Genomic DNA, 15,449 nt, shown 5'->3' with positions numbered 1-15,449 from the left:
TTCCCGTGATCGGTCGGTGCACTCGACACTCGACCGATTCAGGATGGGCGGAATGCCGACTTTTACCGGTGCTGCGTGCCACAGTAGTGGCCGGTGTCGGTGCACCAGGGTCACCGACGTGTGTTTTTCGACCTCGAATGGGGAGTTGTTGATGGTTCTGAATACGAAGGCGATGCGGAGGGCTGCGATCGCCGCTACGGCCGCGACCGCGCTCGTTCTCGCCGGCTGCTCGTCGGACGACGGTGGCGACGACACCTCGAGCGGCAGCGAGGGTACCGCTGCGTCCGCCGAGGGCCGCGGCCCGATCACGATCGTCGAGGGGCAGGATCCCCTGAACACGGCACTCGAGAGCATCATCGCCGACTGGAACGCCGAGCATCCCGACGAGCAGGTGACGTTCAAGCCGCTGGCCAAGGAGGCCAACGACCAGTACGACGACATCGCTCAGCGCATGCAGGCCAAGAGCGACGAGTACGACCTCATCGCCGTCGACGTCACCAACACCGCGGAGTTCGCCGCGAACGGCTGGCTGCTCCCCCTCGAGGGCGACCTGGAGATCGACACCGAGGGCGTGCTGCCCGCGACCGTCGAGTCGGGCACCTACAACGGCACCCTGTACGCCGCCCCGAAGAACACGAACGGCGCGTTCCTCTACTACCGCACCGACCTCGTCGACGAGGCGCCCGCGACCTGGGACGACCTGAAGGCCGAGTGCCCGAAGGCCGAGGAGGCGGGTATCGCCTGCTACATCGGTCAGTTCAAGAACTACGAAGGCCTGACGGTCAACGTCACCGAGATCGTCAACGCCTTCGGTGGCTCCTTCGTCGCCGAGGACGGCCTGACCCCGGCCATCGACGACAAGACGGCCGAGGGCCTGCAGTTCATCGTCGACAACTTCGAGGACGGCATCATCCCGGCCGCCGCGCAGACCTACACCGAGGGCGAGTCGCAGACCGCCTTCGGCAACGGCGAGGCACTGTTCCTGCGCACGTGGCCCGGCTTCTACACCGACGGTGAGACCTCGTCGGTCGCCGGCAACTACGGCATCGCCGTCCTGCCCGGCATCGACGGCCCCGGCGTCTCGACGCTCGGCGGCTACAACGTCGGCATCAGCGCGTTCTCGGATGCTCCCGCCACCGCGCGTGACTTCCTCGAGTTCATGCAGACCCGCCAGTCGCAGATGTACTACGCGGAAGCGGGCGGCGCCCCGGTTCTCGCCGAGGTCTACGACGACGCCTCCATCCTCGAGCAGTACCCCTACTTCTCGACGCTGAAGGAGGTCCTCGAGGCCGCCAAGCCGCGTCCGGCGTCGCCGTACTACTCGGCCGTGTCGAAGGCGATCTCCGACAACGCCTACGCTGCGATCCGTGGCGAGAAGACCGTCCAGCAGGCGCTGGACGACACCAAGGCCGGCATCGAGACCGCCGGCAACTGATGCTCTAGGAGCAGTACATGGCTGACCCGCAGGTCGACAATCCCGCGGATCCGCCACACGCCCCCGCGGTCGGGACCGTCCCCGGTCCCGACCGCGGACGTGTCGGCGGACGTCACCGCGTGCCCGCGCCTCCCGCCGCGGCGGTGGAGACGCGGCGCAAGGTCCCGGTATGGATGTTCGTCGCACCGTCGATGCTCGTCCTGGCCGTGATCATCCTGTACCCGCTCGGACGAGCGGTGTGGATGTCGCTGCACGGTGACTCGAAGCGACTCGATCCCGAGACGGGCCGGTTCGTCACCGGTGGTTTCGTGGGGATCGAGAACTACACGCGCTGGATCACCCAGACCTGCAATACCGCCACCGGTTCGATTCCGTGCCCCCCGGGCACCCTCGGCTCCCAGTTCTGGCAGTCGATCTTCAACACCTTTTTCTTCACCGTCGTCACGGTCTCGCTCGAGACGGTGATCGGTTTCGCGATGGCGGTCGTGATGGCCAAGTCGTTCCGGGGCCGCGGCCTGCTGCGCGCCTCGGTGCTGGTGCCGTGGGCGATCCCCACCGCCGTCACCGCCAAGCTGTGGTTCTTCATCTTCGCCAACGACGGTGCCGCCAACAAACTGCTCGGCACCGACTACCTGTGGACCGCCGATCCGTGGCCGGCGCGCTTCGCGATCATCGTCGCCGACGTGTGGAAGACGGCGCCGTTCATGGCGCTGCTCATCCTCGCCGGCCTGCAGATGATCCCGCAGGACGTCTACGAGGCCGCGAAGGTCGACGGCGCGAACGCCTGGCAGCGATTCAAGATGATCACGCTGCCGCTGGTGAAGCCCGCCCTCATGGTGGCGATCCTGTTCCGCACCATGGACGCGCTGCGCATGTACGACCTGCCCGCGATCATGATGGGGTCGAATCCCGCGACGTCCACGATCTCGGTGCTCGTCGTCGACCAGATGCGTCAGGGCTCGAACTCCGCGTCGGCCCTGTCGACGATCACCTTCCTGCTCATCTTCGCCGTCGCCTTCGTGCTGGTGCGGTTCCTCGGCGCCAACGCGGTGAGTACGCAGGAGAAGCAGCGTAAGGGGGAGGTCGTATGACCGTCACCACCGAGATTCCCCGGATCCAGCCGGAGCCCGAGCCCACGCCGGTGCAGTCCCGCAAGGTGCCGTTCAAGCGCAGGATGAGCACGGTCGGCACCTACGTGGGTGTCGCGCTGATCGTCGTGTGGGGCCTGGCTCCCTGTTACTGGATGATCGTCACCGCCCTGCGCGACCCGTCGGAGACGTTCAGCACGACCCTGTGGCCGTCGAACCCGACGCTGCAGAACTTCGCCGACGCGCTCGACCCCGACGCCAAGGTCAACTTCTCGCGGGCGCTGCTCAACAGCGTCATCATCGCCGGTGCCACCACGGCGGTCGCGCTGCTGCTCGGCGTGTTCACCGCCTACGCGCTGTCGCGGTTCGAGTTCCGCGGCAAGTACTTCGTCACCGGCCTCATCCTCGGCGCGTCGATGTTCCCGGTCGTCGCGCTCGTGACGCCGCTGTTCCAGTTGTTCACCGACATCGGCTGGATCGGCAAGTACCAGGCGCTGATCATCCCGAACATCTCGTTCGTGCTGCCGCTGACCGTCTACACGCTCACCTCGTTCTTCTCCGAGCTGCCGTGGGAACTCGAGGAGGCCGCCCGGATGGACGGTGCGACGCGCGGGCAGGCGTTCCGCCTGGTCATGCTGCCGCTCGCGGCACCCGCGTTGTTCACCACGGCGATCCTCGCCTTCATCGCGACCGTCAACGAGTACCTGCTGATGTCGCAGCTGTCGAGCGAGAGCACGGCCCCGGTGACGGTCGCGATGGCACGGTTCACCGGTACCGACCCGTACGTCACCCCGTACGCGTCGATCATGGCCGGCGGCACGCTCGTCATGGTGCCGCTCGTGGTGATGGTGCTGATCTTCCAGCGACGCATCATCTCGGGTCTGACCGCGGGTGGCGTCAAGTCGTGAGGAAGGTTCCGCGCCGGAACCGACTCGAGATGCTGCTCGGCCTGCTCACGGTGTTCACGGTGATGGCCGTGATCTCCGCCGTCGCCGAGCTGACGTCGCCGCAACCCGGCATCGTGCCGTCCCTCGTGCTGCTCGCATTCGTCGTGATGTGGGGGTTCGCGTTCCGCGCGTGGCGCCGATCGGAATGACGCGATCGGAATGACGCCGATCGGATCGACGCCGATCGGATCGACTCTGTCGTGACGTGAGAAGGAGCACCGAAGCGGTGTTCCGGAGGCGTCCTGCGGTCGTTTCCGTACCATACGGTGGGCGGGAGACCCTCCCGTCCGGATTACCGGTACCGAGAAAGTGGAACGAGTGACGAGCCCCAAAAGGTCGACATCCTCGCGCGCCGCCGCGGCCGCAGCGAAGAAGCGAAGGGGACGCATCGTTCGCTACGCCGTACTCGTCGCGTTCGTTCTCGCCGTGCTCGTACCGCTCGGAATCTTCGCCTCCGCCTACTACTCGGCGAAGGTGCCGACCCCGGCGGACATGAAGACGAACCAGCTCGCGCGGATCTACGCGTCCGACGACGCCACCGAGATCACGCGGGTCGTCCCGCCGGAGGGCAACCGTCTCGAGGTCGGTATCGCGCAGATCCCCGAGCACGTCCGCAACGCCGTGCTGTCGGCGGAGGACCGCAACTTCTACAGCAATCCCGGTTTCTCGATCACCGGTTTCGCGCGCGCGGCCCGCGACAACGTCATGGGCAAGGACACCGCCGGCGGTGGGTCCACGATCACCCAGCAGTACGTCAAGAACGTGCTCGTCGGCGCCGATCGCACGCTCGAACGCAAGATGCGCGAGCTCGTCATCTCCACCAAGATGGCGCGACAGTGGTCGAAGGACGAGATCCTCGAGGCGTATCTCAACACCATCTACTTCGGTCGCGGCGCCTACGGCATCGGCGCGGCGTCGCAGGCGTACTTCGGCAAGCCCGTCGAGGAACTGTCGGTCTCCGAGGGCGCTGTCCTGGCCGGGGTGATCCAGACGCCGTCGTCGCTCGACCCCGAGTACAACCTGCCGGCCATCGAGGAGCGCTGGAACTACGTGCTCGACGGCATGGTCGAGATGGACGTCCTCGACCCCTCCGAGCGGTCGGAGCAGGTGTTCCCCCCGACGGTGCCGTCGGACACCCTTGTATTGGCCACCGAGGCGACGGGTCCGGAAGGACACATCCGTACGCAAGTGCTGCGCGAGCTGTCCGCGGCGGGGATCAGCGAACAGGACCTCAACACCGAGGGCCTGCGCATCACCACCACCATCGATCTGAAGGCCCAGCAGGCGGCGATCGACGCCGCCCGGTCCACGCTGTCCGGCGAGCCCGGGGAGCTGCGCACCGCGGTGGTCTCGGTCGATCCCCGCTCCGGTGCCGTGCGCGCCTATTACGGCGGTGAGGACGGCGCCGGCTTCGACTTCGCGCAGGCACCCGTCCAGACCGGGTCGGCGTTCAAGGTGTTCGGCCTGCTCGCCGCACTCGACGACGGGATCGGCCTCAACGCGCGCTTCGACAGCTCCCCGCTCACGGTGGGCAACATCCGCATCGGCAACGTCGAGGGCGAGTCGTGTGGACGCTGCACGATCGCCGAGGCACTCAAGCGGTCGCTGAACACGAGCTTCTATCGGCTCATGATGTCCATGTCGAACGGCCCGCAGAAGATCGCCGACGCCGCGCACGCAGCAGGAATCCCGCTGACGATCCCCGGCGTCGAGGGGCAGACGCTGAGCGAGAACGGCGGTCCTCCGGAGGGCGGCATCGTCCTCGGCCAGTACCAGGCACGTGTCATCGACATGGCCTCCGCCTACGCGACGATCGCCGCGTCCGGTGTCTTCCACGAGCCGTACTTCGTGCAGAAGGTCGTCACGGCCGACGGTGTCGTGCTCCTCGATCGACCGGCGTCCCCCGGCGAGCAGCGCTTCGATGCCGCGGTCGCCGACAACGCGACCCAGGCCATGATGCCGATCGCCGCCTACTCGCGCGGGCATGCGCTCGCCGGTGGCCGGCCGTCGGCGTCGAAGACCGGTACCACGCAGCTCGGTGACACCGGGCTGAACAAGGACGCCTGGATGGTCGGGTACACGCCGTCGCTGTCGACGGCCGTGTGGATGGGCACCCCCGACGCCGGGCCGATCACCAACAGCTGGGGTGGGTCGATCTACGGTTCCGGACTGCCGTCGGACATCTGGAAGGGAACGATGGACGGCGCGCTCGAGGGCACACCCGTCGAAAGCTTCCCGTGGCCGGCACCGATCGGTGGTCAGGCGGGTGTCCCGAAGGACGCCGGTATCGAGACCACCACCACTGCCCCGCCGCCGACCTTCCAGCTGCCCGACCTGTCGAACCTGCCGCCGATCACGATTCCGGCGCCGCCGGTCGACCTGCCGGTCCAGGTGCCCTCGCAGATCGAGGTGTTCCCCGGCGTGACGATCCAGATCCCCGGCTTGTAGAGGGGGAGTCCACTCGTTCGTCGAGGGGGAGGTTGTGTGCGTTCTCCCGACCGGGGACGCACACAACCTCCCCTTCGTCGTCGACGACGTGATTCGTCTACGGCCCGGTCAGCACCGTCGGCAGCAGGGCGGCCGAATAGTCGACGATCTCGTCGATGCTCGGCGTGCCTTCGTGGAACCGGTCGATCGCCAGCGACTCGACGAGTGCCCACCACGCCCGCAGCCGCATGCGGGTGACGGGGGTGTCGTCGCAGCCCAGCGCCGCGACGACCCGCTCGACCATGGTGTCGCGCATCGAGTCGTGGATGTCGCGGATCTGGGGATCCGAGCCGACGCCGCTGTGGAAGAACGCCTGGTAGTTGTCACCGTGACGGTCGATGAACGACACGAACGGCTGCAGCACCGCCCGGAGCGGATCCTGCTCGTCCGGATCGGGATCCGCCGCGCGGAGCAACCGGCGTGACGCGGCGCCGACGACGGCGACGTAGAAGTCCTGCTTCGTGGGGAAGTAGCGGAACAGCAGGCCGCGGGAGATGCCGGCGATCTCGGCGACGCGGTCGATCGACAGAGCGTGGATCGGGCGCGTCGACAGTTCCTGCAGCCCGATCGCCACGAGTTGCCGTCGACGTTCCTCGGGCGGCAGACGACGCCGTCCCTTGGGAGCCTCTTGTCGCGGGGTGCTCACACCGATAGCCTAACTGAGCATCGCTCAGTTACGACCGCCCGACCGGGCAGATTCCCGGTCGAACTCGACGGAAGGCACCCGATGGATTTCGCACAGTCCGAGCGCAGTCGCGACTATCTCGAACGCCTCCGAGCGTTCATCGCCGCAGAGGTCACGCCCGTCGAACAGCGACTGCGGGCCGAGCGACGCACCACCGGAGAGGGACGACGCGACATCGACGCCGCCGAGAGGTGGGCCGTCTCCCCCGAATTCCGCGAGATGCAGCGCAAGGCCCGCGCCGAAGGCCTGTGGAACCTCTTCCTGCCCGACGCCGAACTCGGTGCCGGACTGTCGAACGTCGAATACGCCCCGCTCGCCGAGGAGATGGGCCGCTCGCAGTTCGCCTCCGCGGTGTTCAACTGCGACGCCCCCGACACCGGCAACATGGAGGTCCTCTACCACTACGGCAGCGAGGCGCAGAAGGAACAGTGGCTGCGTCCCCTCCTCGACGGCGAGATCCGTTCGGCCTTCTGCATGACCGAACCTGAGGTCGCGTCGTCGGACGCGACGAACATGGCCGCGACCGCCGTGGTCGAGGGCGACGAGATCGTGCTCAACGGCCGCAAGTGGTGGAGCACCGGCGTCGGCCATCCCGACTGCAAGGTGCTCATCTTCATGGGCCTCACCGATCCGGAAGCCCACAAGTACCAGCGACATTCGATGGTCCTCGTGCCCTTCGACACCCCGGGTGTCGAGGTCGAACGCATGCTCCCCACCATGGGCTTCTTCGACGAGCCCAGCGGCCACGGTGAGGTGTCCTTCACCGACGTCCGGCTGCCGCTCGACGCCGTCATCGCCGGTCCCGGACGAGGATTCGAGATCGCGCAGGGCCGCCTCGGTCCCGGTCGTATCCACCACTGCATGCGCCTCGTCGGGCTGGCCGAGCACACCCTCGAACTCGCGTGCCGCCGTGGTCTCGAGCGCACCGCCTTCGGCAAGCCGATCATCAACCTCGGCGGCAACCGCGAACGCATCGCCGACGCCCGCATCGCGATCAACCAGCTGCGACTGCTCGTCCTGCATGCGGCCTGGCTGCTCGACACGCAGGGACTCGCAGGGGCGCGCTCGGCGGTCTCGGAGATCAAGGTCGTCGCACCGCGCGTCACCCAGCAGATCGTCGATTTCGCCATCCAGATCCACGGCGGCGGTGGGCTTTCCGACGACTTCCCGCTCGCCGGGGCGTGGACGGCGGCGCGAGCACTACGTCTCGCCGACGGGCCCGACGAGGTGCACCAGGGGCTCGTCGCCCGGTTCGAACTCGGCAAGTACGCGTGAGAGGGATTTTTCGACGATGACCACACTTCCCGACAACGCCCGCACCGTTCGCGACGAGGACGCCTTCGACGTCGGCGCGGTCGCGGCCTGGCTCACCGAGAACGCCGGCATCACAGGGGTGCCGGAGGTTCGCCAGTTCTCCGGCGGCGCATCCAATCTGACCTACCTGCTGCGCTATCCGGATCGTGATCTCGTGCTGCGCCGCCCACCGGCCGGGGCGAAGCCGTCGTCGGGGCACGACATGGCACGCGAATACCGCATCCAGTCGATGCTCGCGCCGGTCTACCCGTACGTGCCCACCATGGTCGGTCTGTGCACCGATCACAGCGTGCTCGGCAGCGACTTCTACGTCATGGACCGGGTTCCCGGCACCATCCTGCGCACGAATCCGCCCACGAAGCTCGACCTCTCTGAAGCGGACACCCGCACCCTGTGCCTGCGCATCGTCGACCTGCTCGTCGAACTGCACGGCATCGATCCGGAGTCCGCCGGACTGTCCGAGCTGGGTCGCGGATCCGGTTACGTCGCACGGCAGGTCGCGGGCTGGACGTCGCGCTATGCCAAGGCCCGCACCGACAACGTCCCCGACTTCGCCCGCGTCACCGAGTGGCTGGCGGCGCGGCAACCGCAGGACGTCGCGCAGACCGTGATCCACGGCGACTTCCGGCTCGACAACATCGTGCTCGACGAGAACGATCCGCTGAAGCCGGTCGCGGTACTCGACTGGGAGCTGGCCACCATCGGCGACCCCCTGATGGACCTCGGCTCCTCGCTCGCCTACTGGGTCCAGGCGGACGACGACGACATGCTGCTGCTGACGAAGCGGCAACCGTCCGATCTCCCCGGCATGCTCACCCGGCAGGAGATCGTCGAATACTATTCCGAGCGAACCGGACTGCCGGTGGACGGCTGGGGATTCTACGAGGTGTTCGGACTGTTCCGCCTCGCCGTGATCGCCCAGCAGATCTACTACCGCTACCACCACGGCCACACCACCAATCCGGCCTTCAAGGACTTTTGGATAGTGGTCGGCTACCTCGAATCCCGTTGCAGTGCATTGATCGATCGATACGAGAAGGAGAGCCGATGAGCCGCCCGCAGCGACGGAACATCCTCATCACCGGTGCGAGTTCCGGGCTCGGTGCCGGTATGGCGCGTGAATTCGCCGCGCGAGGAAGGAATCTGGCGCTCGCCGCACGCCGCGTCGAACGACTGGAGGAGCTGCGGGCCGAACTGCTCGCCGCACACCCGGGTATCACCGTGAGCGTGCGTGCCCTCGATGTGAACGAGCACGACGACGTGTTCACCGTCTTCCGCGAGTTCGACGAGGAACTCGGTGGTCTCGACCGGGTGATCGTCAACGCCGGCCTCGGCAAGGGACAACCCCTCGGTACCGGCTACTTCCGCGCGAACGTCCAGACCGCGAACACCAACTTCCTCGGTGCACTGGCGCAGAGCGAAGCGGCCCTCGAGCTCATGCGACCCCGGGGACGCGGGCACGTCGTGCTCATCTCGTCCATGAGCGCGTTGCGGGGCATGCCGCGCAACCTGACGACCTACGCCGCGTCGAAGGCCGCCGTCGCCTCGCTCGGTGAAGGGATGCGAGCCGATCTGGCGGACACCGACATCTCGGTGAGCACGATCTTCCCCGGCTACATCCGGTCGGAGATCAACGAGAAGGTGAAGAAGGTCCCGTTCATCGTCGACACCGAAACAGGTTGTCGCGCACTGGCGGCTGCGATCGAGAAGGAACCGTCCAAGGCGTACGTTCCGGGCTGGCCGTGGATTCCGCTCGGCTACGCGATGAAGGTGCTGCCGCTGTCGGTGATCCGGAAGATGGCGTAGGCAGGGTCCGGAACCCGTTCAACAGGAACGACGAAGGCCGCATCCCGGTGAGGGATGCGGCCTTCGTCGGAAATACTGCCGAAGAACGACTTACGCGTCGGCTCCGATGATGAACGCCTCGAGCTCGGTACGAGCCTTGTCGTCGGCCATCTGGACCGGCGGGGACTTCATCAGGTATGCCGAAGCCGGGAGGATCGGGCCGCCGATGCCGCGGTCCTTGGCGATCTTCGCCGCGCGGATGGCGTCGATGATGATGCCGGCCGAGTTCGGGGAGTCCCAGACCTCGAGCTTGTACTCGAGGTTCAGCGGAGCGTCGCCGAACGCGCGACCCTCGAGGCGGACGTACGCCCACTTGCGGTCGTCGAGCCACTGCACGTAGTCGGAGGGGCCGATGTGCACGTCGCGGTCGTGGACCTTGCCGGCGAGGGGGCCGTTGAGGTTCGACGTGACGGCCTGGGTCTTGGAGACCTTCTTCGACTCCAGACGCTCGCGCTCGAGCATGTTCTTGAAGTCCATGTTGCCGCCGACGTTGAGCTGGTACGTGCGGTCGAGCACGACACCGCGGTCCTCGAACAGCTTCGCCATCACGCGGTGGGTGATGGTGGCGCCGACCTGCGACTTGATGTCGTCGCCGACGATCGGGACACCGGCGTCGGTGAACTTCTGCGCCCACTCGGGGTCGGAGGCGATGAACACGGGGAGAGCGTTGACGAAGGCGACGCCCGCGTCGATGGCGCACTGCGCGTAGAACTTGTCTGCCTCTTCGGAACCCACGGGGAGGTAGGAGACGAGAACGTCGACCTGGGCGTCCTTGAGCGCCTGAACCACGTCGACGGGCTCGGTGTCGGACAGCTCGATGGTCTCGGCGTAGTACTTGCCGATGCCGTCGAGCGTGTGGCCGCGCTGCACGGGCACGCCGAGCGGCGGCACATCGGCGATCTTGATGGTGTTGTTCTCGCTCGCGAGGATCGCCTCGGACAGGTCGAAGCCGACCTTCTTGGCATCCACGTCGAACGCGGCGACGAACTGGACGTCGCGCACGTGGTAGGAACCGAATTCGACGTGCATCAGGCCGGGGACGGTGGTCTCGGCGTCCGCATCCTTGTAGTACTCGACGCCCTGGACCAGGGAAGAGGCACAGTTCCCCACGCCCACAATGGCCACGCGCACCGCGGTGCTGTTCTCACCCATGGTCGGGTTCTCCTTCTTTGTTGCGTGCTGCTGACGACTGCTCGGCGGCGATGAGTTCGTTGAGCCAGCGCACCTCGCGCTCGCTGGACTCGAGGCCGAGCTGATGGAGCTGACGGGTGTAACGATCGAGTGTGCCGCTGGCCCGTCCGATCGCATCGCGGAGCGCTTCTCTGCGCTCCTCGACCTGGCGGCGCCTGCCTTCGAGAATTCGCATCCGCGCTTCGGCGGGAGTGCGACCGAAGAAGGCGAGGTGCACGCCGAATCCGTCATCGGTGTAGTTCTGCGGTCCCGTGTCGGCGACCAGCTCGGTGAAGCGTTCTCGACCCTTCGGGGTGAGCTGATAGACGCGGCGGGCACGTCGTTTCACGGGACCGGGAATTCCCGGATCCTCTTCGATGAGGCCGTCCGCCTGCATTCTCCGCAGAGTCGGATAGAGCGACCCGTAGGAGAAGGCGCGGAAGGCTCCGAGGAGCCCGGTCAGACGCTTGCGCAGCTCGTAGCCGTGCATGGGCGATTCGAGGAGGAGCCCGAGTATCGCCAGTTCCAGCACGGGTCACCTCCTGTTTCCGTTCGAACCAACCGATTGATACGACACAGAACTATATCGCGCCGATATATACGACGATACGCCCCACACGATTCGTGTCACGTCGGGTCGCACACGGGCACCCTTCTCCGGGCCCGATCGGAAATACGTCGGTACCGCTTCGACCACCCGTCTTCGATGTCCGGTGGGCCACTCCGCGCCCAACGCCGCACAGCCCGCACGTACTCTGGAAGCCGTGCGAATTCAGCGGCAGGTGGTGGACTACGCGTTGCAGCGACGCTCGCTGCTCGCCGAGGTCTACTCGGGGCGGCGCGGAGTCAGCGAGGTCTGCGACGCGAGCCCCTATCTGCTGCGGGCGGCGAAATTTCACGGACGGGGCAGCGATGTGATGTGCCCCATCTGCCGTAAGGAGCAGTTGACCCTCGTCTCGTGGGTCTTCGGCGACAAACTCGGTCCGGTGTCCGGGTCGGCGCGCACTCCCGAAGAGTTGGTGCGTCTGGCCGCCAGCCAGGAAGAATTCTCGGTTCACGTGGTCGAGGTGTGCCGTACCTGTAGCTGGAATCACCTGGTGCAGTCGTACGTCCTGGGATCGCAACCCGCCCCCAAGAGCCCGCGTCGCCGGTCGACGGGATCGAGCCGTCGTACCGCCAGCGAGTGAAGGGGTACCGGCAACGTGCCCGTACGCTTTCTCGTGGAGTTCGCTCCTGGGTCCGACCCGCACGACCTGATCGTCGCGTCGTCCGCTGCGCACATCGTCGATCGGCTGCCGTCCGCCGGCATCGCCGATCGGCCGTTCGTGGAGCAGTGTCGAGGCCGCGGCGTGATGCGTCGCGAGAACAGTTGGAGATGAGTACGTGAGTTCCCCCGACAACGAACCCGAGGACAACAAGGCCGTTCCGCCCCAGCGCGGCGGTCCCGACGGACCGCAGCCCGGGCAGCAACGTCCCGGTCCTCCTGCCGGTGCCGGTCAGGGACAGCCCGGTCCGGGACAGCAGCGCCCTGCCCCGGGACCGGTGCAGGGTCGTCCGTTGCCGCCGCAACCGCGACCGCAGGGTCAACCGGGAGCACAGGGTCGACCGGGAGTTCAGGGTCAGCCGGGTCGACCGGGCGGACAGCCCGGCCCCGCAGGTCAGCAGCCGCCGCGCCCCGGCGGCCGTCCGCCGTACCCGCCCCAGGGTCCCGGTCAGGGGCAGCGTCCTCAGATCCCCGGTCAGGGGCAGCGTCCTCCGGCTTCCGGTCAGGGGCAGCGTCCCCAGGGTCCGGCTCAGGGGCCGGGTCCCCAGCAGGGTCGGCCGGGACAGCCGTACCCGCCGCGCGGACCGGTGCCTGCCCCGGGCGCGAACCAGCCGCGCAACCCCGATCAGCCGATGCCGCCGCGTCCCGGCACGTTGCCGCCCGGCGCGGTGCCTCCCGTCCAGCGCACGCCGCAGGCCGATCCGACCGTTGCCATGCGTCCCGGAGCGGATGCCCCGACGCAGCGGGTTTCCGCTGCGATGGGTGCGAGCACCGCAGGAAGTGCGAGTGCTGCGAACGATGCACCCACGACGCGCGTCGCCGGCGGCCCGCCCGCAGGCGGACCTCCCACCGTTCCGCCCGGTGGAGGTTCGGGTGGCGGCGCCGGAGGCGGAAAGGGTGGCGGCAAGAGCAACCGCTGGCGCACGATCCGTCGGATCGGTTACGTCGTGGTCGCCGCCGGCATCCTCGTCCCGATCCTCACGTTCATGCTGGCGTACATCGTCCAGGACGTGCCGCGCCCCGGTGAGCTGCAGACGAACCAGGCCGCGACCATCTTCAACTCCGACGGCGAGGGCGTCATCACGAAGGTGATCCCGCCGGAGGGCAACCGCAGCGAGGTCGAACTCGACGCGATTCCCGTGCACGTCCGCAACGCCGTGCTCGCCGCCGAGGACCGCGACTTCTACAGCAATCCGGGCTTCTCGGTCACCGGTTTCGCGCGTGCCGCCCGCGACAACGTGCTCGGCCGAGACAGCGCCGGTGGTGGTTCGACCATCACCCAGCAGTACGTGAAGGTCGCTGTCGTCGGTTCCGAGCGGACGTTGACGCGAAAGCTCAAGGAGCTGGTGCTGTCGACGAAGATGGCGAACCAGTGGGCCAAGGACGACATCCTCGCGGCCTATCTCAACACCATCTACTTCGGTCGCGGTGCCTACGGCATCGCTGCCGCGTCGAATGCGTACTTCGGCAAGCCCGTCGGTGAGCTCACCGTCGAGGAAGGCGCCGTGCTCGCGTCGTCGATCCAGCTGCCGTCGCTGCTCGATCCCGAGCAGAACCCCGAGGGCGCGGAGGCGCGCTGGAATTACGTGCTCGACGGCATGGTCGCCGCCGGCACGCTCGATGCGGCCGAGCGGGCGGGCATGAAGTACCCGGCCTACGTGCCGATCGCGGAGCTCGACAACGGCGACCAGTCGTCCGGCCCCGAAGGCCTGATCAAGAACCAGGTGCTGGCCGAGCTGTCCCGCGAGGGCATCGACGAGAACCTCCTCAACACGGCCGGTCTGCAGATCACCACGACGATCGACGCGCAGGCCCAGCAGTCGGCGGTCGAGGCGGCGCAGAGCAATCTCGAGGGTGAACCCGAGGAGTTGCGTACCGCGGTGGTGTCGGTCGATCCCCGGTCGGGGGCGATCCGCGCCTACTACGGCGGTGAGAGCGGTGTCGGTTACGACTTCGCCCAGTCCGGTCTGCAGACGGGTTCGTCGTTCAAGGTGTTCGGCCTGGCTGCCAACCTCGACCAGGGTGTGCCGTTGTCGAAGACCTACGACAGCGGTCCGCTGACGGTCAACGGCATCAAGATCGGCAACGTCGAGGGCGAGTCGTGCGGGCAGTGCACCATCGCCGAAGCACTCAAGCGGTCTTTGAACACGAGCTTCTACCGGATGATGCTCGAGATGGACAACGGTCCGCAGGCCATCGCCGACATGGCGCACAAGCTGGGTATCGCGAAGGAACTGCCGGGCATCGGTGAGACGCTCACCGAGCCGGGTGGCATCGGTCCCAACTACGGCATCGTGCTGGGCCAGTACCAGTCGCGTGTGCTCGACATGGCCTCGGCGTATGCGACGCTCGCGGCGTCCGGCCGTCATCACGAGCCGTACTTCGTGCAGAAGGTCGTGACGTCCGACGGTGAGGTTCTCCTCGACCGTGGCACCCCTGCGGGTGAGCAGGTCGTCGATGCGGCGGTGGCCGACAACACCACCTCCGCGATGACCCCGATCGCCGCGTATTCGAACGGTCACGCCCTGGCCGGCGGCCGCCCGTCCGCTGCGAAGACCGGTACCGCCCAGCTCGGCGACACCGGCTCCAACAAGGACGCGTGGATGGTCGGTTACACCCCGTCGCTGGCGACGGCGGTGTGGGTCGGCACCGAGGAGGGCCTGCCCCTCGAGAACAGCTGGGGCGGCATGATCTACGGCTCGGGTATCCCGTCGGACATCTGGAAGGACACGATGGACGGCGCTCTCGAGGGCACCGAGGTCGAGTCGTTCCCGAAGCCGGAGCCGATCGCCGGTGTGTCCGGCGTGCCGGCGTGGACCGCGACGACGACGGCTCCGGCCACCCGTGAGGAGACCACCACCTCGCGTGTCGTGCCGAGCCTTCCCGAGGTTCCGGAGATCACCACGCAGAACGTGGAGATCTTCCCCGGCGTCACGATTCCTGTCCCGGGTGTCGCCCCGCAGACGACCACCCAGAACGCGCCCACCCGTCCCGGTCCCGGTGGTCAGCAGGATGAGAGCGGGGACACCGGTGGCGGAACCGGCGGCGGTGGTACCGGTGACGACTCCGACGAGGGTGGATCGCCTCCGCAGAACCGCATCCCGGGGCTCGAGAGCCCCGCGATCCCGGGCGCGCAGGGAGGCGGATTCCAGGGCGCGCAGGGCGGTAGCCCTCAGGGCGCGTTCGAATACGCTCCGGCCGGGTAGCCTCGCCG

At 67.4% G+C, this 15,449-nt stretch carries 14 protein-coding genes; 11 read left to right on the top strand and 3 right to left on the bottom strand.

Annotated elements, in window-relative coordinates; all coding sequences use genetic code 11:
* Window positions 1–151: 151 nt before the first annotated feature.
* The 5 genes from U9J23_RS24085 (at window position 152) to U9J23_RS24065 (ending at window position 5,918) form a co-directional block, all read left to right on the top strand.
* Complete coding sequence (locus U9J23_RS24085; protein WP_059381891.1) at window positions 152–1,435, top strand: ABC transporter substrate-binding protein; 1,284 nt, start codon at window positions 152–154, stop codon at window positions 1,433–1,435.
* A gap of 17 nt (window positions 1,436–1,452) precedes the next feature.
* Entirely contained in the window at window positions 1,453–2,526 is a 1,074-nt protein-coding gene (locus U9J23_RS24080; protein ID WP_059381890.1) for a carbohydrate ABC transporter permease, read from the top strand.
* An 83-nt stretch (window positions 2,527–2,609) separates the two neighbouring features.
* Complete coding sequence (locus tag U9J23_RS24075; RefSeq protein ID WP_059381978.1) at window positions 2,610–3,431, top strand: carbohydrate ABC transporter permease; 822 nt, start codon at window positions 2,610–2,612, stop codon at window positions 3,429–3,431.
* Complete coding sequence (locus U9J23_RS24070) at window positions 3,428–3,619, top strand: hypothetical protein (protein WP_059381889.1); 192 nt, start codon at window positions 3,428–3,430, stop codon at window positions 3,617–3,619. Before U9J23_RS24075 ends, U9J23_RS24070 begins: the two co-directional genes overlap by 4 nt.
* A gap of 169 nt (window positions 3,620–3,788) precedes the next feature.
* Window positions 3,789–5,918, top strand: a complete 2,130-nt coding sequence (locus tag U9J23_RS24065; RefSeq protein ID WP_059381888.1) for a transglycosylase domain-containing protein — start codon at window positions 3,789–3,791, stop codon at window positions 5,916–5,918.
* 97 nt (window positions 5,919–6,015) lie between these two features.
* On the opposite strand, the gene U9J23_RS24060 is transcribed toward U9J23_RS24065, so the two are convergent.
* Window positions 6,016–6,603 (bottom strand): TetR/AcrR family transcriptional regulator, encoded by a 588-nt coding sequence (locus tag U9J23_RS24060; RefSeq protein ID WP_059381887.1) that lies wholly within the window; start codon window positions 6,601–6,603, stop codon window positions 6,016–6,018.
* An 81-nt stretch (window positions 6,604–6,684) separates the two neighbouring features.
* On the opposite strand from U9J23_RS24060, the gene U9J23_RS24055 reads away from it, so the two are divergent.
* The 3 genes from U9J23_RS24055 to U9J23_RS24045 are packed head-to-tail and all read left to right on the top strand — an operon-like array spanning window position 6,685 to window position 9,762.
* A complete protein-coding gene (locus U9J23_RS24055; protein ID WP_326600834.1) occupies window positions 6,685–7,917 on the top strand; it encodes an acyl-CoA dehydrogenase family protein in 1,233 nt (410 codons plus the stop codon).
* Window positions 7,918–7,933: 16 nt separating this feature from the next.
* Window positions 7,934–9,007 carry a phosphotransferase family protein gene (locus U9J23_RS24050; RefSeq protein ID WP_059381885.1) on the top strand — a complete coding sequence of 358 codons (1,074 nt, stop codon included), beginning with the start codon at window positions 7,934–7,936 and terminating at the stop codon, window positions 9,005–9,007.
* Window positions 9,004–9,762, top strand: coding sequence for an SDR family oxidoreductase (locus tag U9J23_RS24045; RefSeq protein WP_059381884.1), 759 nt, complete (start codon window positions 9,004–9,006; stop codon window positions 9,760–9,762). The genes U9J23_RS24050 and U9J23_RS24045 overlap by 4 nt, the downstream gene beginning before the upstream one ends.
* A 90-nt stretch (window positions 9,763–9,852) precedes the next feature.
* Here U9J23_RS24045 and U9J23_RS24040 read toward each other — a convergent pair whose 3' ends face one another.
* Both U9J23_RS24040 and U9J23_RS24035 read right to left on the bottom strand, forming a co-directional pair.
* Window positions 9,853–10,953 (bottom strand): inositol-3-phosphate synthase, encoded by a 1,101-nt coding sequence (locus U9J23_RS24040; RefSeq protein ID WP_272266220.1) that lies wholly within the window; start codon window positions 10,951–10,953, stop codon window positions 9,853–9,855.
* Window positions 10,946–11,503 (bottom strand): PadR family transcriptional regulator, encoded by a 558-nt coding sequence (locus tag U9J23_RS24035; RefSeq protein WP_006550821.1) that lies wholly within the window; start codon window positions 11,501–11,503, stop codon window positions 10,946–10,948. Before U9J23_RS24035 ends, U9J23_RS24040 begins: the two co-directional genes overlap by 8 nt.
* Before the next feature lie 232 nt (window positions 11,504–11,735).
* On the opposite strand from U9J23_RS24035, the gene U9J23_RS24030 reads away from it, so the two are divergent.
* The 3 genes from U9J23_RS24030 (at window position 11,736) to U9J23_RS24020 (ending at window position 15,441) form a co-directional block, all read left to right on the top strand.
* Window positions 11,736–12,158: a DUF5318 domain-containing protein gene (locus U9J23_RS24030; RefSeq protein ID WP_172414849.1), complete on the top strand. Its 423-nt coding sequence runs from the start codon at window positions 11,736–11,738 to the stop codon at window positions 12,156–12,158.
* A gap of 33 nt (window positions 12,159–12,191) precedes the next feature.
* Window positions 12,192–12,350 (top strand): hypothetical protein, encoded by a 159-nt coding sequence (locus U9J23_RS24025; RefSeq protein ID WP_155418938.1) that lies wholly within the window; start codon window positions 12,192–12,194, stop codon window positions 12,348–12,350.
* Window positions 12,351–12,867: 517 nt separating this feature from the next.
* Window positions 12,868–15,441 (top strand): transglycosylase domain-containing protein, encoded by a 2,574-nt coding sequence (locus tag U9J23_RS24020; RefSeq protein WP_272266354.1) that lies wholly within the window; start codon window positions 12,868–12,870, stop codon window positions 15,439–15,441.
* Window positions 15,442–15,449 lie beyond the last annotated feature (8 nt).

Origin of the sequence: Rhodococcus sp. PD04 (assembly GCF_035918275.1) — a bacterium.
GTDB classification, from domain to species: Bacteria; Actinomycetota; Actinomycetes; order Mycobacteriales; family Mycobacteriaceae; genus Rhodococcus; species Rhodococcus rhodochrous.
Note: the sequence above shows the minus strand (reverse complement) of the source record. Positions and strands in the feature narration are given on the sequence as shown.